General features: G+C 71.5%; 19 protein-coding genes. 8 read left to right on the plus strand and 11 right to left on the minus strand.

Going from position 1 to position 21,016, the window contains the following annotated elements; translation table 11 throughout:
- Window positions 1-119: 119 nt before the first annotated feature.
- Genes AB0M67_RS00600 through AB0M67_RS00615 form a run of 4 tightly spaced genes read right to left on the minus strand, consistent with a single transcriptional unit; the run spans window position 120 to window position 3,214 of the window.
- Window positions 120-734, minus strand: coding sequence for an ATP/GTP-binding protein (locus tag AB0M67_RS00600; RefSeq protein ID WP_365741028.1), 615 nt, complete (start codon window positions 732-734; stop codon window positions 120-122).
- Entirely contained in the window at window positions 715-1,086 is a 372-nt protein-coding gene (locus AB0M67_RS00605) for a DUF742 domain-containing protein (RefSeq protein ID WP_365741811.1), read from the minus strand. Before AB0M67_RS00605 ends, AB0M67_RS00600 begins: the two co-directional genes overlap by 20 nt.
- Window positions 1,086-1,493: a roadblock/LC7 domain-containing protein gene (locus AB0M67_RS00610; RefSeq protein ID WP_030350307.1), complete on the minus strand. Its 408-nt coding sequence runs from the start codon at window positions 1,491-1,493 to the stop codon at window positions 1,086-1,088. The genes AB0M67_RS00605 and AB0M67_RS00610 overlap by 1 nt, the downstream gene beginning before the upstream one ends.
- On the minus strand, window positions 1,490-3,214 hold the full coding sequence (locus tag AB0M67_RS00615; protein ID WP_365741031.1) for an ATP-binding protein: 1,725 nt from the start codon (window positions 3,212-3,214) through the stop codon (window positions 1,490-1,492). The genes AB0M67_RS00610 and AB0M67_RS00615 overlap by 4 nt, the downstream gene beginning before the upstream one ends.
- Window positions 3,215-3,675: 461 nt before the next feature.
- On the opposite strand from AB0M67_RS00615, the gene AB0M67_RS00620 reads away from it, so the two are divergent.
- Entirely contained in the window at window positions 3,676-5,553 is a 1,878-nt protein-coding gene (locus AB0M67_RS00620; RefSeq protein WP_365741032.1) for a hypothetical protein, read from the plus strand.
- Here AB0M67_RS00620 and AB0M67_RS00625 read toward each other — a convergent pair.
- A complete protein-coding gene (locus AB0M67_RS00625) occupies window positions 5,537-7,702 on the minus strand; it encodes a tetratricopeptide repeat protein (RefSeq protein ID WP_365741034.1) in 2,166 nt (721 codons plus the stop codon). The two genes, AB0M67_RS00620 and AB0M67_RS00625, sit on opposite strands and share 17 nt — an antisense overlap.
- 344 nt (window positions 7,703-8,046) lie before the next feature.
- On the opposite strand from AB0M67_RS00625, the gene AB0M67_RS00630 reads away from it, so the two are divergent.
- The 3 genes from AB0M67_RS00630 to AB0M67_RS00640 all read left to right on the plus strand — a co-directional run bounded on the left by AB0M67_RS00630 (window position 8,047) and on the right by AB0M67_RS00640 (window position 11,187).
- Window positions 8,047-9,012, plus strand: coding sequence for a helix-turn-helix transcriptional regulator (locus AB0M67_RS00630; RefSeq protein ID WP_365741036.1), 966 nt, complete (start codon window positions 8,047-8,049; stop codon window positions 9,010-9,012).
- Window positions 9,009-9,617 carry a dihydrofolate reductase family protein gene (locus AB0M67_RS00635; RefSeq protein WP_365741038.1) on the plus strand — a complete coding sequence of 203 codons (609 nt, stop codon included), beginning with the start codon at window positions 9,009-9,011 and terminating at the stop codon, window positions 9,615-9,617. The genes AB0M67_RS00630 and AB0M67_RS00635 overlap by 4 nt, the downstream gene beginning before the upstream one ends.
- 103 nt (window positions 9,618-9,720) lie before the next feature.
- Complete coding sequence (locus tag AB0M67_RS00640; RefSeq protein WP_365741040.1) at window positions 9,721-11,187, plus strand: D-alanyl-D-alanine carboxypeptidase; 1,467 nt, start codon at window positions 9,721-9,723, stop codon at window positions 11,185-11,187.
- A gap of 58 nt (window positions 11,188-11,245) precedes the next feature.
- On the opposite strand, the gene AB0M67_RS00645 is transcribed toward AB0M67_RS00640, so the two are convergent.
- From AB0M67_RS00645 to AB0M67_RS00670, 6 genes are all read right to left on the minus strand, one after another.
- Window positions 11,246-12,106, minus strand: a complete 861-nt coding sequence (locus AB0M67_RS00645; protein WP_365741042.1) for a pentapeptide repeat-containing protein — start codon at window positions 12,104-12,106, stop codon at window positions 11,246-11,248.
- 67 nt (window positions 12,107-12,173) lie between these two features.
- Window positions 12,174-14,873 carry an AAA family ATPase gene (locus AB0M67_RS00650; protein WP_365741044.1) on the minus strand — a complete coding sequence of 900 codons (2,700 nt, stop codon included), beginning with the start codon at window positions 14,871-14,873 and terminating at the stop codon, window positions 12,174-12,176.
- 183 nt (window positions 14,874-15,056) lie between these two features.
- Complete coding sequence (locus AB0M67_RS00655; protein ID WP_365741046.1) at window positions 15,057-16,190, minus strand: ThiF family adenylyltransferase; 1,134 nt, start codon at window positions 16,188-16,190, stop codon at window positions 15,057-15,059.
- A 23-nt stretch (window positions 16,191-16,213) separates the two neighbouring features.
- Window positions 16,214-17,521 carry a M14 family zinc carboxypeptidase gene (locus tag AB0M67_RS00660; RefSeq protein WP_365741048.1) on the minus strand — a complete coding sequence of 436 codons (1,308 nt, stop codon included), beginning with the start codon at window positions 17,519-17,521 and terminating at the stop codon, window positions 16,214-16,216.
- 10 nt (window positions 17,522-17,531) lie between these two features.
- On the minus strand, window positions 17,532-17,696 hold the full coding sequence (locus AB0M67_RS00665) for a hypothetical protein (RefSeq protein WP_365741050.1): 165 nt from the start codon (window positions 17,694-17,696) through the stop codon (window positions 17,532-17,534).
- Window positions 17,697-17,826: 130 nt separating this feature from the next.
- Window positions 17,827-18,786, minus strand: coding sequence for an aldo/keto reductase (locus AB0M67_RS00670; RefSeq protein WP_365741813.1), 960 nt, complete (start codon window positions 18,784-18,786; stop codon window positions 17,827-17,829).
- Window positions 18,787-19,124: 338 nt separating this feature from the next.
- On the opposite strand from AB0M67_RS00670, the gene AB0M67_RS00675 reads away from it, so the two are divergent.
- The 4 genes from AB0M67_RS00675 to crcB (AB0M67_RS00690) all read left to right on the plus strand — a co-directional run bounded on the left by AB0M67_RS00675 (window position 19,125) and on the right by crcB (AB0M67_RS00690) (window position 21,006).
- Entirely contained in the window at window positions 19,125-19,580 is a 456-nt protein-coding gene (locus AB0M67_RS00675; protein ID WP_365741052.1) for a cyclic nucleotide-binding domain-containing protein, read from the plus strand.
- 219 nt (window positions 19,581-19,799) lie between these two features.
- Entirely contained in the window at window positions 19,800-20,291 is a 492-nt protein-coding gene (crcB, locus tag AB0M67_RS00680; RefSeq protein ID WP_365741054.1) for a fluoride efflux transporter CrcB, read from the plus strand.
- Window positions 20,288-20,635, plus strand: coding sequence for a DUF190 domain-containing protein (locus AB0M67_RS00685; protein WP_365741056.1), 348 nt, complete (start codon window positions 20,288-20,290; stop codon window positions 20,633-20,635). The genes crcB (AB0M67_RS00680) and AB0M67_RS00685 overlap by 4 nt, the downstream gene beginning before the upstream one ends.
- On the plus strand, window positions 20,632-21,006 hold the full coding sequence (crcB, locus tag AB0M67_RS00690; protein WP_365741058.1) for a fluoride efflux transporter CrcB: 375 nt from the start codon (window positions 20,632-20,634) through the stop codon (window positions 21,004-21,006). The genes AB0M67_RS00685 and crcB (AB0M67_RS00690) overlap by 4 nt, the downstream gene beginning before the upstream one ends.
- Window positions 21,007-21,016: the final 10 nt, after the last annotated feature.

Genomic DNA, 21,016 nt, shown 5'->3' on the forward strand with positions numbered 1-21,016 from the left:
ATGCGTGTACGTGTACGTGTGCGTGTACGGGGCTGGGGATGGCGCGCGGTGCGCGGAAGACGGGCGCGGTCGGTCGGGCGCGGTCGGTCGGTCGGGCGCGGTCGCTCACCCGCGGCCGGTCAGGCCTTGGGCAGTGCCAGCGAGTGCAGGTAGTGCATCAGCGTCAGCAGCACATCGCGGCTCGACGCCCGCAACCGCGCGTCACAGTCGACCATCGGGACCTCGTCGGGCAGGTCCAGGGCCTTCCGCAATGCCCCGACGGGGTGGTGGGGCGCGTCCGGGAAGGTGTTGACCGCGACGACGAACGGTACGCCGCGCTCCTCCAGGCGCCCTATCACATCGAAGCTGACTTCGAGACGGCGCGTGTCGACGAGCACCACGGCTCCCAGGGCGCCCTCGAAGAGGCCGTTCCACAGGAACCAGAAGCGCTCCTGGCCGGGGGTGCCGAAGAGATAGAGCACCAGCTGTTCTGTGATGCTGATCCGGCCGAAGTCCATGGCGACGGTGGTGGCGGTCTTGGTCTCCACACCGGAGTTGTCATCCACCCCCACCCCGGCCTGGGTCATGGTCTCTTCGGTGGTGAGCGGACGGATCTCGCTGACCGAGCCCACCATCGTCGTCTTGCCGACCCCGAATCCGCCCACGATCACGATCTTCACCGCGGAGGTGGCCGTGGTGGGCAGGACGTCCTCGCTCCTGGGGCCCGTGATCGTGTCAGAGTTTCTGAAGTCCATGCATCACCGCTTCGAGAAGGGACCGGTCGGGAAGTGCGGCGCGGACGATGGGCGCGCGCGATTCGACCAGCTCGGTCGCGAGGAGTTCGGTCAGCAGCGCGGTCACCACGCTGAAAGGGAGGCTGAGATAGGCGGAGATCTCGGCCACGGACAGCGGTGCCCGGCAGAGCCGCAGAATGGCGGCCTGTTCCGGCTGCACCATCGGCGAGGGTTCATCGCGGGACACGATCATGGTGACCAGATCGAGCGGTGCCCGTTCGGCGCCGTCGGGGCCGCCGGTGATCACATACAGCCGTTCCGGATCCCCCACATCCGCCTCGGGGCGCCGGCGTTCTCGTCGGGGAGGCGTGATCATCCGGCCTGCCCGTCATGGCGCGGGGGACTCGTCAGATGGGCGCCGATACGGACCACCATGTCCCGCATCCGGGCCCCCACCAGCCCCGCGTCCACCGTCTCGTCGGCGAGGACAGCGAGATACGCGCCCGCTCCGGCCTCCATCAGATAGAAGAAGCCGCCCCCGATCTCGATGACGACCAGCCGCATCCGGCCGTCGCTCGAAGGGATCTCGGCGGCGACGGCCGCGGCCAGACTCTGCAGTCCGGCGCAGGCGGCGGCCAGCCGGTCGGCGACATCCGGGTCACCGCCGTGCCGGGCGATCCGGAGTCCGTCCGCGGAGAGCACCACGATCTGCTGGATCTGCGGCACTCCGTCGGCCAGCTCCTTGAGCATCCAGTCCATGTTCGCCCGCTGCTGGATCACTTCAGATCTCCCTTGCCCCGTACATCATCGGATTCGCCCTGGTCACCGGGGTGGCCCGGCGCCTCCCCCGCCCCGGTCGACGGCTCACGCGGAGCGCCGTTGACCGCCTTGGTGAACGCTTCGAGCCAGATCCCGGGACCGGGCTTCCTCTCCGGCGTACCGCCATCGCGCTGTGCGCCCCCCGGCGCGCCACCCGGGGCGGCGCCGCGCCCACCGTTGTAGCCGTTGCTCCGGCCGTTGACCGGGCCATCGCCCCGGAGCCGGCTCTCGCTCGGCCCGCCGCTCCGGCCGTCGCCCCGTGGCGCCGCGGGAGCGTGGCCGGTGTTCTGGAGGCCGAGATTGTGGGAGCCGAGCGGGGCGCGGCCACGGCTGCGGCGCTGCGGCAGCCCGTTCTCCGTCCACTCCGTCACCACGGGAACGTCGTCCTCCATGGACCCGGCGAGCGGCACCGACGGCTGTGGCCCGGTGACGGGCCGCGGCACCCGGTCGGCGGGCCGCAGTACATCCGTCGTGGGCAGTCCCGCACCACTGCCGCGGGGCAGCGCCGAGGCGCCGATGCCATGCGCGATACCGGGCGCGGGTCCGGTGGTGACGACATCGCGCGGCACGACGAGAACGGCCCGGACACCGCCGTACGCCGACTGCCGCAACGACACTTGCAGGTTGTACATCTGGCAGAGCCGCCCGACCACGGCCATACCGAGCCGGGGGGTCTCGCCGAGGTCATTGAGGTCGATACCGGCCTGGGCCTGCGCGAGCATGGTCTCGGCCCGCGCCCGCGCCTCCTCGCTGAGGCTGACACCGCCGTCCTCGATCTCGATCGCGATCCCGGTCTGCACCTCGACGGCGGTGACATGGACACGGGTCTGCGGCGGCGAGTAGCGGGTGGCGTTGTCGAGGAGTTCGGCACAGGCGTGGATGAGCGGTTCCACGGCCGTGCCGATGATGGCGACCTTGGCGATGGAGTGCAGATCGACGCGCTGGTACTCCAGGATCCGGGACATCGCACCGCGCAACACGCTGAACAGCGGTACGGGCTTGGGCCATTGGCGTCCAGGGCGGGCCTTGCCGAGCACGGCGACACTGTCCGCGAGCCGGCCGATCAGGGCGGTGCCGTGGTCGATGCGCAGCAGGTCGTCGAAGACCTCGGGGTTGCGGCCGTGTGCCTCTTCCATCTCCCGCAGCTCGCTGGCCTGCTGGTGCACGATGGACTGGACGCGGCGGGCGATGTTCACGAAGGACCGCTGCGCGGACTCGCGCATGGCTTCCTCGTCGTCCACGATCTGCAGGACGGAGCGGAGCAAGGACCGCTGGGCGGTGGGGAGTTCGCGGTAGCGCTCGTCCCCGTCCACCACCGCGCGGATGACTTCGGCGGGCGATTCGCCCTGTCGCAGCCGGTGGATCGTGGCCGGCATCAGTTCTTTGCCGAGCCGTACGGTCTCCTCGTCGTGCTGGGCGAGACGCCGTTCCAGCTGCGCGAGGCGGTACGCGTAGTGCTCGTGCAGCGTACTGACGGTCCTGGCGCGCCGGGACAGTTCGCCCGCGCACCAGGTGACGATGATGGTCGCGACCGCGCCGTATACCACGAGCGGTATCCGGGCGGTGTCGGGAACCAGGCCGACCGCGACCGCCGTGGCCGCCACGATCAGGACGGCGGGAAGGACGAGCGCGCGGACGGACGGGGATGCTTGATCACTCGGGGGTGCTTCAACACGAACCATGTATGCCCTCTGGCGGTCGATTCAGATCAGATAATTCGAACGATCAAGGCACATAGGGAACAAGTGCCTTATTGGGTATCAACTCGGCGCGCTCCGCGAGAGCTTAGCCCGATGGAATCGGCGCATCGGCATATTCACGCAACCTCGTGCACGGGCAATGCCGTTGGGCATAGACTCGCGCGTTTGCACGCTAAGCTTCCACGGAAGCACAAAGAGTAACGGGCTTGAGGCATGACAATCGGGCCGATATCGGGAGATCATCGGGTGATCGCGCTCGTATGACAGGCCCGCTCCGCGTGAGATCGGACCGGGTGCGCCTTCACGGGCCGATCGGGGAATCAGGGAGATCGCAGGGGAATCGCCAACGATCTTCACTCTCCAGGGTGAAGAACCCCCGGGGTGGTTATCGTGGCGGGTCGGAACAGGCGGCGGCGACAAGGTGGAACGGGGGAGTACGGGCGGTGAGCGAGGGGCGGGTCGGCTGGGTCCGGGTACCGGTGGGGGCCGACTCGGCGCGATGGGCGACCCGGGGGCGCTGCAAGCTCGTGCTGTTCGTCGTGCACAACGTGACCTCGGCGACCCGGCTGCTGGACGTCCTCCCGTTGTTCCGCGACGATCTGCGGGTACAACTGCTCGCCACCTGCACCGGTTCGTCGCCGTTCCAGGCCGGGGTCTCCGAACTGCTGGCGAAGACAGGCGTACCGGTCCTGCCGTGGGAGCAGGCGCTCGAACTCCCGGTGGATCTGGCGATCTCGGCCAGCTTCGGCGGTCAACTGCACGCGTTTTCAAGCAAGTTGACCGTTCTCTCCCATGGCGTTGGCTACAATAAGAGGCTGGCGACACCGGACACCGGACACCGGACACCGGACACCGGATGCCCTTCGCCCGAAGCGGGGAGCCGTACGCCCGATGCCGGGCAGCCGCCGCCCGTCTTCGGACTCTCCCCCGACTGGCTGCTCGCCGACGGCTCCCCCGTCGCCGACGCGCTGGTCCTCTCCCACCCGGAACAGCTGGAGCGGCTGCGCGCCGCGTGCCCCGAGGCGGCGCCCACCGCCGTACTCGCCGGGGACCCGTGTTACGACCGGATACTGGCGGGCCTGCCGTATCGCGAGCGCTTCCGCCGTGCCCTCGACGTACGGCCGGGACAGCGGCTCGTCCTGCTGAACTCGACCTGGAACCCCGACTCCCTCTTCGGGGACGGCGGCGAGGACATCCTGCCGTCGCTGCTGCCACGGCTCACCGCCGAGCTGCCCGCCGACGAGTACCGGTCGGCGGCCGTGCTGCACCCCAATATCTGGCACGGCCATGGGCCGGGACAGATCCGCGTCTGGCTGGACCGGGCCCGGCGCGGTGGGCTGGCGCTGGTGGATCCGCTGGAAGGTTGGCGGCAGGCGCTCATCGCGGCGGATGTCGTCATCGGGGACGCCGGCTCGGTCAGCTACTACGCGGCGGCTCTCGGCACCCCCGTGCTGATGGGCGCGGCTTCGCCGGACGGGCTCGACGCGCGGTCGCCGGTGGCCGCGTTCGTACGGCAGGCCCCCCGGCTCTCGCCGTACGCCCCGCTGCGGGCGCAACTGGACGCGCTGCTCGACGGAGCGGGACGGCGACCGTCAGGGACACGCCCCGGTCGCGCTCCCGGCCCCGCTCTCAGTCCCGGGCCCGGTCCCGCCGAGCTGGTCTCCTCGGCTCCGGGTGAGGCGGCGGCGCTGCTGCGCCGCCACTTCTACCGGTTCATCGGTATCCCCGAGCCCCGGGAGCCCGCTCTGCTGGACCCGCTGCCGCTCCCGCCGTACGAACGGGTGACCAGGACATCCCCGATGCGGGTGGTGACCCGGCTGCTCGGGACCGGTGAGATCGAGGTGAGCCGGTACGCGGATCCCCGGTCCGAGCCGGCGGGTGACGGGGACGCGCATACGGCCGTGCACGAAGACACCCTGAACCCGGACCGACGCGCGCTCGCCGATGTGATCTTCCGATACGGCGCGGCGGACGATCCCCGGTACGGCACCCCGGAGGAGTGGACGGCGGAGGTACTGGCCCGCCATCCCTACTGTGCGCTGGCGGCGCTGGTCACCGACCCCGGCAGCAGTACGGTCCGCACACGGAACGGCACACTGCTGCGGCTCGCGAGCGCGCCCCCCGCGGCCGACCCCGCCGCGTATGTCTCAGCCCTGTACGCCTGGCTGGCCGCGGGCAAGACATGGGAGGAGCTGGCGGCGGGCGGGATGACCGTACGCACCGGCGACAGCGGCTCGCACCATGTGTCGGTCACACGGGTCACAACTGGTGGTCCGGGTGATCCGAATGGTCCGGGCTCCCCCGTTACCCCCGCGAGCTGAGGCAGCGCTCCCGCAGCGCCCGCAGATGCGCGAGATGGTAGGCGGCCTTCTCCGCGTCGAGCGCGGCTGCCGCCTCATCGATCAGCGGCAGCGCGCCCTCCGGGTCTCCCTCGGCGAGACAGGTCTCGGCGAGGTCGGTCAGTGTTCTGGCCGTGTTGTACGACTCCCGGGCGATGTCGCGGAAGAACACCAGCGCGGTATTCAGCCGCTCGTGGGCCTCGGGGTAGCGGCCGAGATCACGCAGGGCCCGGCCCCGGTGCCGGTCCAGCAGGGCTCGGGCGCGGGGCAGATCGCGCTCGCCCTCGTCCCCGGCACGGATGCCGTCGAGAATCGCCGCCGCCTCGTCGAAGCGGTCGTACGCCTCCTGGAAACGCCACTGCCGCAGCCGCAGCAGCCCCAGCGACTCCACGCAGGAGGCGTGTCCGCGCAGATGCCCGGACCGCTCCTCGGCCCGCGCGGCGGCGGTCATTTCGAGCTCGGTCTCCTCGTACCGCCGTAGCTCCATCAGGTCCAGCGCCAGCAGCAGATGCGTCCGCCCGGCCATCTGGGATCCGGGGTCATGGGCGTCGGCGACGCGCGCGCCCGCCCGCAGCGCGGGGAGCAGTTCGTCGTGGTACCCCGCTTTCAGCTGGAGCGGCCAGAGAGCCTGGCACAGTTGGTAGACAGCTTCGGGCCGGCCGAACTCCTCCGCCGCGTGGACCGCTTGGACCAGATTGCCCCGCTCGGCCACCAGCGCGGAGAGCGCCTCGCCCGCGTCGGCGTACGGGCTCGGACTCTCCGCCAGCTCGTCATAGAGCGGGCCGATGCCCCAGCTGCCCGGCAGGGCCCCGAGCCTGGCCCCTACGGCGAAGCGCAGATACCAGTCCACCGTTCGCTGGACCGCCGAGGAGTACCCCGGGATGCCGTCCACGCGGACGGCGGTCTCCTCGGCATGGTCACGGACCACGGGACGGTAGCGATAGCGGTCGGTGTCCACGGACTCCAGCAGCCCGCGATCGACCAGTTCGCCGAGGATACGGACGGCTTCGGCCTCCGGCAGGGATACGGTGGCCGCGACGGCCGCCGGGCCGAACGCGGGCCACTCGCGCAGTGACATCAGCCGATAGACCCGGGCAGCGGCGGGCTCCAGCTCGCGGTACAGGCCCTCGACGGCGGAACGGACCGGGCCACTCTCGGTCACGGTGGGCTCCTCCTCCTGCCGGCTCCGGCCGGAATCCGGGCCGGACAGCCGATCCGGCTCGGCCAGCCGCGGCGCCACCGCCCGCAGCGCGTACGGCGAACCACCGCACCGCTCCAGCACCCGCGGCAGTACGGCGCGAGCCGCCGCCACCGTCTCCTGGCCCGCGAGATCGGTGAGCAGCCGGCGCGCGTCCTTGTCGGAGAGCGGCCCGACGGGGATCGGGAGCGCGTCCAGACCGCGCAGCGGCCTGGACGCGACCACTACCGTGAACACCTCGGGCGCGGCCGTCAGCAGGGGTCGGACCTGCGCCGCCGACTGGGCGTGGTCCAGCACGACGAGCAGCCGCCGGTTCGCAACATTGCGCCGGAACGACTCGCGCCGGCCGACCGCGTCCGGCGGGATCTCGTCCGGCGCCATCCCCAGCTGGACGAGCAGGCTCCGCAGCACCGTGGACGCGTCCAGCGCGGTGCTCGCGGAGGCGCCGCGCAGATCGGCGTACAGCTGCCCGCCGGGGAAGAGACGCTCCGCCTCCCGGCAGCCCCAGTGGATGGCGAGCGCGCTGGTGCCGATGCCCTCGGGGCCATGGATCAGGGCGACGCGGGGCCGCCCGTCCGCCGAGCGCGAGGCCTCGCGCTCCAGCAGCCTCATCGGTCCCTGACGGTCCGTGAAGAACCGGGTGGAGGCGGGCAGCGCCGGCACGGCGTCGGCCGTACCCGGGCCGGGGGCGGTACGGGCGAACGCCTCCCAGGCGCGGGCGAGCGCGGGATCGGTCCGTACCGCCTCGTGGATCCGCTCGGCCACGGCCGCCAGCTCGGCCGGGTCCGCGGGCGCCGTCACCTCCCGGCCGACGATGCGCCGCACCAGGCCACCGGCCGACTCCCAGGCCCACTTCCCGGCCTCATTGGCCATTCCCGCGCCCACGGCGCTCAGCACCGCGGCGATCGCCGCCAGTGACATCGGCTCCAGCATGCCCGCTCCCCCACTCCCCGTTCTCCGGCCCCCGGTCCAGACTCCGGGGCCCGGTCCCCGTGCCCCGGCGAAGGTCAATGGCGAGGCGCCGGCGGAGGCCGCGCGCCACGTTCCGGATCAACCGTAATCGCGATCACGGCAGTACGGGGGCGGTTGGCGACTACTCGCAACCCCTGTTGCCGAAGGGGACGTTCGGGGAAGGGGCGACCGCTCGGCCGGATGTCACGGGAGGGGTGGTGGAAGCGCTCCGGGAAGGGGGTTCCGGAGGGGGTGCCGGAGGCGCTCCCGGCGGAGGTACCGTGCGCTATCAGGCGGTTGCCGCCATACGCGCTGATACTGACCCCATGACCCGACACGGAGAGCTGGGCACAGCCCTGCACCGCTGGCGTGACCGGATCGCACCGGCCGAGGCCGGGCTGCCCGCGGGCGAGCCCGGCGGGACGGCCGGGCTGCGGCATGAGGAGCTGGCCCAGCTGACCGGTCTGTCCGTGGACTATCTCGTCCGGCTGGAAGAGGGGCGGGCGACCTCGCCCTCGGTCCAGGTCCTGACCTCGCTGGCCGGCGCCCTGCGGCTCTCCGACGACGAGCGCAGACATCTGTTTCTGCTCGCCGGGCAGTCCCCGCCCGCCCTCGGCCGGGTCTCGGACCATATCCCGCCCAGCGTGCGGCGGCTGCTCGGACGGCTCCCGGGGACCCCGCTGGGGGTCCATGACGCCGCCTGGAACCTGATCACCTGGAACCCGCTCTGGGCCGCCCTGCTCGGGGATCCGGCGGCGGTCCCCGGGCGGGGCCGCAACGCCGCCTGGCTGCACTTCACGGGTCAGCTCGGCCGGGTCAGCCAGACCGTGGAGCAGGAGGCGCGGTTCGAGGCGGCGCTCGTCGCCGATCTGCGGTCGGCGACGGTCCGCTACCCCACCGATGTACGGCTGCGCTTCCTCATCGGGGAGCTGCGCCGGGTCAGCAACCGGTTCGCCGTGCTGTGGAAATCCCGTATCACCGACTCCCATGACACCGGCACCAGGACCATCCATCACCCGGATGTCGGACCGGTGATCGTGGACTGCGACACCCTCGCCGTGCCGGGCTGCGATCTCCGTATCGCCGCGTACTCCGCCGCCCCGGGCACGGACGCCGCCGACAAGCTCAGGCTGCTCGATGTGATCGGCACGGAGATGACCGGGCTGACCGAGATGACGACGGGCCCGGCCGCCGGCCCCGTTCTCGACGATCCCGGCCACGGTCCCGGCCGGGATCCCGGCTCCGGTCCCGGTTCCAGCCCCACCGTCGCGCCGGAGCCCGCCGACCGATGAGGACGAACACGGTCTGCACCGGCGCCAGCATGTCGCTGGACGGCTATATCGCGGGCCCGGAGGAGACGGGCTTCGACAAGCTGTTCACCTGGTACGGCAACGGCACGGTGCGCGTGCCGACCGCCCGTGCCGACCTCACCTTCACCATGTCCCCCGTGAGCGTGGAGGTATGGCGCGGCACGGTCGAGCGCACCGGCGCGCTGGTCATCGGCCGACGGCTCTTCGATCTCACCTCGGGCTGGGAGGGGAATCACCCGATCGGGTGCCCGGTGGTCGTGCTCACGCACCGTGTACCGGAGGAGTGGCCTTACCCGGACGCGCCCTTCACCTTCGTCACGGACGGTATCGAGAGCGCCGTGGAACGTGCCAAGGAGCTCGCGGGCCCCGGCAGGACGGTCACCGTCAACGGCGGCACGATCGCACGGCAGTGCCTGGACGCGCGGTTGCTCGACGAGGTGTGGATCGATCTCGTACCGGTGCTCCTCGGCGCAGGGACGCCGTTCTTCGATCAGCTGAAGAACGTCCCGGTGGAGCTGGAGGGGCCGCTGTCGATGGCCCAGGGCATCGGTGTCACCCATTTGCGCTATCGGGTCCGCTATCCATGACGGGTGCGCGCCGGCCGAAACCCGGTGGGGCCGACCGGACAGTCGTGCACCCGGTCGGCTCACGTGAGGGGCGCGGGACGCGGTCCGTTCCTACCGTGGCTGAATGATCATCAGATCCGTGACGCGCTCCGCGCTCTCCGGCACGGTGGCACTCGCCACCGGCCTGCTGGTCCTTCTGCCGCCGTCCCCGCCGGCCGCCGCGGACTCCCGCAGCGATCCGGCCGTACGGGCTCCGGGCCTGCCCCGCGTCCCCGTGGTCGCGGGCTCCCCCGGCGTCCATGGCTCAGCCGGATCTCCCGGAACACCTGGCACACCCGGCACAACCGGCACACCCGGAACGACCGGCACACCCGGAACGACCGGAGCACCCGGAAAGCCCGGACCTCATGGATCCCCCCGGCCTGTCTCCGCCGCGCACGGACCGGCGGCCGGCGCTCATGGCCCCGCGAGCGCCCCGGACGCCGGTATCGACCGCGCGCTGCTGTACCGGCCGGGTACCCACGCGCGACCCAAGCCAGGCGCCCCCGCTCCGCCGGAACTGTCGGCGATGTCCTGGCTGGTGGCGGACGCGCGCACGGGCGATGTCCTCGCCGCGCGCGACGCGCATCTCAAACTGCCTCCGGCCTCCACCCTCAAGACGCTCTTCGCCCTCACCGCGCTGCCGCGTCTGGCCGAACACTCCCGGCACACCGTCAAAGAGTCGGAGCTGGACGACATCGGCCCCGGCAGCAGCACCGTGGGAATCGTCAGCGGCGAGTCGTACGAAGTGGCCGACCTGTGGCGGGGCGTGTTCCTCAGCTCCGGCAATGACGCGGTGCGGGCGCTCTCCGCGATGAACGGCGGCTGGGATTCGACGGTCGCTCAGATGCGGAAGAAGGCCAAGCAACTGGGCGCGCTCGACACCCATGTCGTGTCCCCGGACGGCTATGACGCGCCCGGTCAGGTGTCCTCTGCATACGACCTGTCGGTGTTCGCCCGTGCGGGCCTGGCCTCGCCGGAGTTCGTGCGGTACAGCTCGACCGTCGACGCCGAGTTCCCCGGCGAAGGCGGCATCGTCAACACCAACCGGCTGCTGAGCGGCGAGGACGGGGTGGAGCCCTATCCGGGGCTGATCGGTGTCAAGAACGGCTTCACCTCCGACGCCGGCTACACCCTGATCGCGGCGGCCAAGCGCGGCGGGCGCACGCTGGTGGCGACCGTGATGAACCCGCAGTGGGGCGGCGTCCACGCGGTGTACGAGGAGGCCAGGGAGCTGCTGGACTGGGGCTTCACCGCCGGGAAGCGGGTCGTTCCGGTGGGCACGCTCAAGCCGCCTCCGCCGCCCGTCCCACCGATGCCGCCGACCTCGCCGGCACCCGCGGGTCCTGGGTCGAGTCCGATGGCGAAGGTGGCGGGTGCGGCGCCGGGAGCACGGTCGGTGAGCGTCGCGCGGGAGGAGCACAACGACTCCGGGTCGGGCTTTCTGGTGCCCGCCGCCTTCGTGAGCTCGGCCTGTCTCGCGGCCGTCGGACTCTTCGTCGTACGGCGTTCGGGCCGTCGGCGGCCGGAGGAGGAAGAGATCATCCACTGAGCGCGCCGGTCGGCGGAGGGGGCCGGACACCCGCCGACACCCGTCTGTTGAGAGGGGCCTACCAGTGGGCCGGGCGGGCGAGCGACGGCGGGAGTCCGGTCGCCGCGTCCCCCTTCGCCGCGTTGACCTGGGTCTGGACGAGGAAGATGCTGCCCGTCAGATCGGCGCCCCGCAGATCCGCGTCCCTCAGGTCGGCGCCGATCAGATCGGCGAGGCGCAGATCGGCCCCTCTCAGATCGGCGGCGATCAGATATGCCCCGCGCAGATCGGCGCCGCGCAGATCCGCGCCCTTGAGCTTCGCGCCGAAGAGGTCGGCGCCCCTGCGGTTCTTCCTTTTGCCCCGGACCTGGGCCCGCACCAGCTCGCTCGTACGCAGCAGCAGGGTGTTGACGGCCGCGCGCCGCGCGGCCACGTCCAGTTCGAGCAGGGCCTCGGGGGTGCTCCGGGTGAGGCGCTCGGTCTCGTCCAGGGCGTCGCGGATCGCGTCGTGAAGTGCCCGGGCGGGCTGAAGCGTGAGGGCCTCGTCGAGGTACCACAGCAGTTCCTGGAGCTGTCGCATCACGGGAAGCGCGGCGAACATCCGCTCCGCGTTCTCCGGCGCCCAGCGCCAGTCCCGTCCGCCGAAGGTGACTTGCGAGACCTTCTGGCCCGCGCCGAAACAGTCGTAGACCGTGCACCCCTGGAAGCCCCGTTCCCGCAGGGTGCGGTGGACACCGCAGCGGAAGTCGGTCCGCAGATGGCGGCAGGGCTCCCCGGCGTCCTTGTCGACGGGGAAGTCCGCCGAGACCGAGAAGGTCAGCGCGACACAGCAGAGTCCGAAGCAGTTCGCGCAGTCGGCCCGTAGATCGAGGCCCGAGGGACCGGGACCGTGAGCCCCCTCGCGAGGAGTGGGGGCCGAGGGGTCGGGCTGCTGTGACAAGGGTTCCGGTCTCCTGTGAGTACGTGACGGCGGCTGCCCGAAGGAGCGTACCTTCCGGCGCCGGACGTCAGTGAGGCGCCGGGCGGGCGTCCATCGCCCGCCGCGCCCGGTCCGCCAGACCGTCCGCGCCACAGCTCTCGGCCAGTTCGAGACCACAGGCCAGCTCGGCCGGGAACCCGGCGGCGACGCCGTACTCCACCCGGGCGACGGCGAGTTCGTACGCGGAGGGTGAGGCTTCCAGATGAGCGACGGCCTGCGCCAGCAGCTCGACCTTCTCCGCGCCCTCCTTCAGGGACGCGGCGCAGCACAGCGCGACCCCGATGGCGGTGTGCGTGCCGAAGCGTTCCGCCCGGTCCCTGGCGTACGAGGCGAGATGGGCCGCACGGCGCGGATCGTCGTCGGCGACGGCACGCGCGAGGTCGCACGCCCAGGGAGCCATGACGATGTTGTGACGGCCACGCGCGGTCAACGCCTGTCCCGCGGCTTCCAGTTCGGCGACGGCTTCCTTCGTACGGCCGAGGGCGAGCAGCAGCCGGCCCCGCACGCTCGACGCGTCGGGGATGACGATCGAGGAGGAGTACGGCGGGGCGAACGCGTGACGCTCGGCCGCCTCAAGGGCCTTGTCGACATGGCCGCGTGCGAGCAGGGTGTCGATCAGCATGCACGCCGCGTCCCAGTGCATCGGCAGGCCGTTGCCGACCCGGTCGGCCAGCCGCAGGCTCTCGCGCAGATACGTCTCGGCATCCGCGAGCCGGCCGCGTCTGCGGTGACCGTAGCCGACGAGGGCATGGGCGAAGGCCAGATGGCCACCGCTCCAGCCGGAGATCTCGAAGGCCCGCAGCCCTTCCTGGAACAGGCTCTCCGCGCGGTCGAGCCGGTCGGCGAAGGCATACGAGAGACCGAGCAGCGCCGGTGGTTCGAAGCCCCACGCCGTGTCGGCCCAGCCGACGCCTGGCGCCAACCGGCCGTCGATCAGGGCGCGTTCACCGATCTGGACATTCTCCTCTGCGCTCTCGCCCCGGGCCGTACCGTCGAACGCGCGCAGCATCAGCAGGACACGTTCGGTGTTGTCACGTCCCGTGAGCCCGTCCGCCAGCCGGGCGAGCCGGCGTGAGCGTTCAGGGCCGTTCTCCTCGATGGCCTGCACGCCCTCCCAGAGGAAGTGGGCGCCCTGGAGCCGCAGTTTGTCGGGGCCCTCTTCGGTACGCGCGACCTCGGTGGCCACCACATGCGCGGCGTCTCCGGTCTGGTTGTTGTGTGTCAGCGCCTGGGCGAGCCGGAACACCACATCCACCCGCAGGCCTTCGTCCAGCTGTGCGGTGTCGAGCGCGGCGCGCAGATGTCCGACCGTGGTGGCCGGTGAGGTGAGCAGCGTGGCGCAGCCCAGCTCGTACAGCACCTGTGGCCTCACGGTCTCCAACGGCGGTTCGACCAGGGCGCGTTCGAGGCAGCGACGGGCGGCGTCCGGCGCTCCCACCGCGAGATGTTCGGCGGCGGCCTCGCGCAGCTGCTCGACCAGTTCGGGGTCGCCGTCCGGATGTACTTCGAGGAGGTGCGGCGCGGCGGCCGCGGATCCCCGGCCGCTGCGGGAGACCGCCCAGGCGGCGAGTCCGTGCATGGCGGTGCGCACACCCGGCGGGATCGCCCGGTAGACGGCGCCCGCGATCAGCGGGTGGACGAACTCCAGTGGGTCCGTCCCCACGAGGATGCGCGCGGCCCGCAGCCGTTCCGCGCATTGGGCGGCCTCTTCGTGGCTCATACCCGACAGCGAGATCGCCAGATCGAGTGAGATGTCGGTGCCCAGAATGGCGGCGGCCCAGGCGAAGCGGGTGGTGGCCGGGCCCAGCTCCTCCAGCCGGGCGATGAGACCGGTGCCGCGTGCCGAAGCGCCGAGGGCGCGCAGTTCGCCGGCGAAGTCCTCGATGGGTTCGAGGCCGCTGTCCCGCACCTTGGCGAGCAGTTCGACGGTCTCGTACGCGTTGCCGCCGGTCACCGCCCAGACCTCGCGGCAGAACGGATCGTCCGCGTGCTCGCCGAGTGCGGCGCGGGCCAGCTCGGCCGTGGCGTCGGAGGTCAGCTCGCTCAGGGTGACGAGCAGCTTCGCCGCCACGCCGATCTTCTGAAGAAACCATTCGGTCTCGCCGATGGCCTCTTCGGTGCGGTACGCGACGACGATGAGGACGGGCAGTCCACCGGCCGGGCGCTCGGCGAAGGAGGTGAGCCAGGCAAGGGTCTCCAGATCGGCCCACTGCGCGTCGTCCACGAGGAGGACGAGCGGTCCATGGACCGCCGCGAGCCGCTCCACCAGGACGTCCAGCCCGTCCCTGACCCCTTGCGGGTCGGCGTGCTGTTCGCCCGGAGGCGCTATGCCGAGGGCCGGGCCGACGATCTCGTAGCGGTCGCCGAGCAGTTCCCGCGCGTCCGTGGGACCGTCCGCCGGTTCCGACGCCGGTTCCGACGCCGGTACGGAAGCGGATTCGGCGTCCGTCAGCGCGGGCTGGAGCAGTTGCCGTACGACATGGAAGGGAACGGAGGTGACGGTCTCGCCGCCGCGCGCGGACCACACCGCGCAACGCCCCGTGGCGAGTCGGCGCACTTCGGAGAGCAGCGCCGTCTTACCGAGCCCGGCGGCGCCCCGGTAGACGAGCAGTCCGCCGGAGCGTTTACTTCCGCACAGTGCGTCCACGGCGTTGGCCGCCGCGGCGAGTTCGGGTTCACGCTCCAGCAGCGGGAGGGTGACCGAGTCATCCGGCCGGTACACCGGCATCCCTCGCTTTCTCGAACAGTGCGCAGGTCAAGTGTTGAGGGTAGCCCCGGAGCGCCCCGAGTGGACCCGAATCAGCACGAATTCGGCCGTTCGACTGCGCGACGGCGTTTCCAGGAGTAGCGACAACCGCGGGGCGATGCGCACGCGTTCGCGGGAGGGGCGCGGGCCTTCGATCCGCTGGGCTCAGGCCGGCCGTCGTACGGCGCGTGGCGTACCGCAGGCCGGGCAGTCAGGTCTGCGGTCGTACCGTTCCTCCACCGGTTCGGAGAGCGCCATCAGATTGAGGCCGAAGCGGAAGCCCGGTTCCATCTCCGGTACGCCCGTGAGCAGTGCGATCGCCGCGTGGACGAGGAGATGACCGGAGAGACCGGCGGTCACGGCGTTGACGGGGTTCCACTCCATCCGGGGCGAGGCGGCCTCCTCGTCCTGGCCGGCGGCGAGCCGCAGATCGCGGCGGTCGACCTCGCCCGCGCGGTGGCACTCCCAGCACGCCCCGCGGCCGGGCGCGTGGACGCCCACCGTGACCAGTGGTCCGCGGTAGCCCGCGTCGAGCCAGGGGATTCCGGCGGCCAGACAGACACGGTTGGCCCAGCGGCGGATCTCCGGCGGGCGGTCGGCGCAGAGCAGCAGCAGATCGTAGCCGGGCGCGAGCAGCGCGGCGATGTCGTCGGGACCGCGGACCGCGCGGTGTTCCGTGGTCAGCGCGACCCGCGAGTTGACCGCCCGCAGGGCCGCGTCGGCGGCGGTGGCCTTGGACCGGCCGATGTCGCTCTCGTGGTAGAGGGGCTGCCGGTTGAGATTGGACAGCTCCACGACATCGCCGTCCACGCAGTGCATCCGGCCCACGCCCGATGCCACCAGGCCCTGGGCGGCGAAGCCTCCGGTCCCCCCGAGGCCGAGCAGCAGGACACGGGCCGAGCGCAGCCGGGCCTGTAACTCCCAGGCGGTGGCGTGCGGTGACAGATCCATCCACCGCAACAGCGTCACCCCGCGGCTGTACCGTACGCGGTCCTCGTCGGTGAGGGTGTCCGGCGGCTCCGCCTCGGCGTCCTCCAGGAATCCGGCCTCGTACAGCTCGGCGATCGCCTGGACGACGGCGTCCGGTTCGACGCCCGGGTGGCGGGCGAGCACCTCGTGGACCGACTCGGCCTGGCCGCGGGTCCCGTCGAGCGCCTCGGTCAGCGTCCAGATCCAGCCGTCGGGGTCGGCGACCTCGGCGCCGATCCCGTACACCACGCTCCCGATCCGTACGTTCCCGTCCACGGTGCGGTAGGCCCGGTGCTCGGGCTTGACCCGGGGGCGCCGTAAGCCGGACACCGGCGGCGGGGGCCCCTCCGGTTTCACGCCCTTACCGCCCTCGGCTCCCTGAACCGGGCGGCCAGCTCGGAGGCTGCCAGCACGATTCGGAACTGGTGCTCCACCTGGTCATGGACCGGGATCCAGCGGGCGCGGCAGTCCGCTTCGAACGCGTCGCAGCGCCGGGTGAGGAACAGGTCCAGGGAGGCGCGTACGTCGGTCACTTCCGCGCCCTCCGGGTCGTCACCGGCCACGAGCATCTGGTGCAGCAGCCCCGCCGTACGGACGACGAGCCGCCGGGCGGCGATCCGGAGCGCCATGATCCGCGCCCGGTTCAGCGGCGGCAGTCCGCCCTGCTCGCGGAGGGCCGCTTCCGGCGCCCATTCGTCGGCCAGCCCCCCGCAGATGGCGAGGTACTCCTCGACCGGTGCGAGCAGCGGCCCCACGGTGCCGGGCAGACCTGGCCGTACCCGCTCCAGCAGACCGGCGAGGAACAGCGCGTCCTGGCGGAGTGCCTGGCTGATGATCTCCAGGGCGCCTGGTGGGTCGGGGTGGGCCGAGGTGTCACCGACCTCCTCGACCCCCCACATCGGCGCTTCGATGACCGCGGTGACGGTGCCGTACCCGTGCGGATGGAACCAGGTGGAGGTGGCGGTGGCCGCCGGCAGGGAGTGGAACTGATCCGTCTCCTGGGGCCGTGGCATGTCATAGACGCCCGGCCCGGGGCTCGGCCAGAAGAAGGCGTCGTACGGTCCCAGCTCCACCGGTATCCGCAGATCGGCGGCGGAGCGGCCGAGCCGTTCCGGCAGGCCGGGCAGCCGGCGGGTCAGCTGGACGAAGCTGCCGCCCACGTCCACGCCGTGCAACGAGCACTGGAGGTAGGGCCGCAGCTCGTCCTGGAGGCCGAGGAGGGCCCGGGTCTCGGGCATCGGTTCCGTCCCGGGCTCCGTGGGCAGCCACTCGGGCTGTTCCGCGAAGCCGGGACGGAAGAAGTGGCGGTAGTGCTGGGCGAAGGTCATCGGGCCCTTGAGCCATCGCTCGTTGCGGCGGGCTCCGTCGGGATCGAGACAGAGGACGAAGTGCCAGGTCGTGTCCATGGCCCGGCCCGGCCGGTCGGGCCGGGCGAGATACCGGGCCAGTCGCAGGGCCGTCATGCCGCCGACCGGTTCATTGGCATGCGGCCCCGCGACCACCAGTGCGTGCCGGCTCCCCCGCCCTATGGACAGCAGCCGTATGGGCTCCCCGGCCCGTGAGTAGCCGATGCGCCGCAGGACGGCGCGGTCCGGGTGTGCCGCGGCCAGGCCCCGGGCGCGAGAGGTCAGTTCGTCGACGGTGAGATAGCGACCCGGCACAGCGGCCCGTTCAGGAACCGGTCGAATTGCTGTCGCCCGTGGTCTCTCTCCGGTCGAGACGTCGGATCTTGATGGTGGTCGGCTTGGGTCGTGATGCGCTGTCGCTCTTGGCCAGTTTCCCCATGGACCGCTCCTTCGACACCACGGTGCCCAACTCCCCGTCGGGCACCCTCATGTGATGGTCCGTCACGGATTGGGAGCACGTCAACACCTGGGATGACGTGGAATGTGATATGGGGATACGTGCCGGAAGCAGCTGTCCGGCGGATGTGCCACCGCGCGTCGGCGCGGGGCCCCCGATCCCGTCACCCGTCCGTCAGCAGCGCGTCGATCGCGGCCAGTTCCGCTTCCTCGAAGGCGGTGGCGTTCAGCACTCCGAGGTTCTGGTCCAGCTGCTCGACACTGCTGGCGCCGATGAGGACGGAGGTGACGCGCGGGTCGCGCAGCACCCATGCGAGCGCCAGCTGCGCCAGGGTCTGTCCGCGCTCGCCCGCGAGCTTGTTGAGCGCGTGCAGCAGGGTCAGCTTCCGCTCGCTGAGCGCGTCCCGCTTGAGGAAGTGCCCCACGGCCATCCGTGAGTCGGCGGGCACGCCGTCGAGGTAACGGTCCGTCAACTGCCCCTGGGCCAGCGGAGAGAAGGCGATCACCCCGGCGCCCACCCCGGCGGAGGCGGCGATCAGACCGTTGTGCTCGATGCCGCGGTCCAGGAGGTTGTAGGGGTGCTGGTTGATCAGCAGCGGGGTGCCGAGGTCCTTGAGTATCCCGGCGGCCCGTGCCATCTGCTCGGGCGGGTAGTTGGACAGCCCGGCGTACAGCGCCTTGCCCTGGCGTACGGCCGAGTCCAGCGCCCCCACCGTCTCCTCCAGCGGAGTGTCGGGGTCGAACCGGTGGGAGTAGAAGAGATCGACGTGATCGACGCGCATCCGGGTCAGTGACTGGTCGAGGCTCGCCAGCAGATGCTTGCGCGAGCCGAACTCGCCGTACGGGCCCGGCCACATGTCGTAGCCCGCCTTGGTGGAGAGGAACAGCTCGTCGCGGTAGGGACGGAAGTCCTGCGCGTAGAGCGTGCCGAAGTTCGCCTCCGCGCTGCCGTAGGGCGGACCGTAGTTGTTGGCGAGGTCGAAGTGGGTGACGCCCCGGTCGAAGGCGCGGCGCAGCACGGCGCGCTGGTTCTCCAGCGGTGCGGTGCCGCCGAAGTTGTGCCACAGGCCGAGCGAGACCCGCGGCAGGCGTACCCCGCTGTGACCGCAGCGCGTGAAGCGCATGCCGTCGTAGCGGTCGGCGGCGGCGAGATAGGGAGGCTGCTTCAACGAACTCTCCTGCTTTCTGTGCACGACGAAGGTCCGGTCACGACGCGGCCGAGGTCACGGCGTATCCGTATGATCGCGCAGCCCCGAGGGGCCGGTCTCGGCCGGGGTACGGGATCGCCGGCGGCCCGGCACTGTCCGCGCGGCGCCACTCACACACGGTGACATCACCGCTTCCGTGCAGGTCATACGGTTCCGAGCAGGCGATACGGTGGGGATACCATCTGAGATATGGCCGTATGCGCCGTATGTCCCGTCCGGCCCGGTCACGCGGTTCGGCAAGGAGGTACCCCACCATGGCTCCCGCGACGCGTTTGTTGACGGTGCTTCCCACCGGCCACAGCGAGCTCCTGATGCGACAGGCCCGCTATGTCTCCTTCCCCCAGGACACCAGGATCTTCGAGGAGGGGGATCCGGCGGACCGGTTCTGGGTGATCCGCTCGGGCGCCGTTTCGCTGGACATGTACGTACCCGGCCGCCGGCGGGTGCTGGTCGATACGCTCGGTGTCGGGGATCTGCTCGGCTGGTCCTGGCTGTTCCCGCCGCACCGCTGGCACTTCGGGGCGGAGGCGTTCAGTCCGGTGCGCACCCTGGAGTTCGACGGGCACGCCGTACGGACCCTGTGCGAGGACGATCCGGCGCTCGGCTACGCGCTGACCCGGTCGATCGCGGAGATCCTGGCCCGCCGTCTTGAGGTGGCGCGTACGAAGCTGATCGACCAGTACACGCGCCATGGCGGTCCCGGGCTGTGAGCCGCCTCCGGCCTTGTGCGTAGAGCCGTGACCGGACCGCTCACGGCCCGGATCGGCGCCACTGGTGCCATGACGCTAGCCTGGAGGCAGTGGTGGGCCCCGACGGGCGACCACACGGCGGTGGGGCCCGCCGTACCCGAACCGCGGTGACATACCGCCAACGGTCCCTGCTTGCGAAGGAGCGCGCCCGCGCACGGGTGCCCGGCAAGTAGGAGACGTATGCCGCTGGAAGGCCCCCGCCCCGCAGGGATGAACGAGCCCCCCGAACCCGATACCGGTCCGTCCAGCGCCGAGCGGCGGCGCGCGGGGGCCAGAGCGCTCGGGCCGGTGGTGGCCGTCGTAGCGCTCGGCGGTGCGATCGGCGCGGCGGCCCGCTACGGGGCGTCCCTCCTGTGGCCCACCCCTCCCGGCGCTTTTCCGTGGACCACGCTGACCGTGAACGTGGTGGGGTGCGTGGTGATCGGCGTGTTCATGGTGGTGATCAGTGAGGTGTGGGCCGCGCACCGGCTGGTGAGACCGTTCTTCGGGACCGGCGTGCTGGGCGGGTTCACCACGTTCTCGACCTACGCGGTGGACATCCGGCTCCTGGTGGGCGCGGGGCGGCCCGCCACAGGCATGGCGTATCTGGGACTGACGCTGGTGGCGGCCCTCGCCTCGGTGTGGAGTGCGGTGTGGGTGACGCGCCGCGTAGTCGCGTGGAGGCAGACATGAACGGGCTGATGGGCAGCGCCCTGCGGCTGACGGTCCTCATCGGTGAATCCGATGTGTGGCACCACAGACCCCTCTATACGGAGATCGTGCACCGGGCGCACCGGGCGGGGCTGGCGGGCGCGAGTGTGTTCCGCGGGATCGAGGGGTTCGGCGCGTCCTCGCTGATCCATACGCAGCGGCTGCTGTCGCTGAGCGAGGACCTGCCGGTCGCGATCGTGATCGTGGACACCGAAGAGAAGATCCGGGGCTTCCTCCCGCGCCTGGACGAGCTGGTCCGCGAGGGTCTGGTCACGCTGGAGAGCTGCGAGGTCGTCCGTCATGCCGGCCGGCGGGAGGCGCGGTGAACTGGCTGCTGGTCGTGGCCGGGGCGGCCATCGGCGCCCCGCTGCGCTTTCTGACCGACCGGAGCCTCCAGCGCCGGCACGACTCCGTCTTCCCGTGGGGGACCTTCGCCGTCAACGTCGTGGGCTGTCTGATCCTCGGGCTGCTGACCGGAGCGGTCGCCGCCGGGGCCGCGTCCTCGCGGACGCAGCTGTTCCTCGGCACCGGTCTGTGCGGCGCGCTGACGACGTACTCGACGTTCAGCTACGAGACGCTGCGGCTCGCCGAGGACGGCGCGCGGCTGTACGCCGCCGCGAATGTCCTCGGCAGCGTGGTGGCCGGGCTGGGCGCGGCCTTCGCCGGGGTCGCCCTCGCCGGGGCGCTGTGGGCGTGAGCCGCCACCG

Source organism: Streptomyces sp. NPDC051662 (assembly GCF_040681655.1).
In the GTDB taxonomy this organism is placed as follows: domain Bacteria; phylum Actinomycetota; class Actinomycetes; order Streptomycetales; family Streptomycetaceae; genus Streptomyces.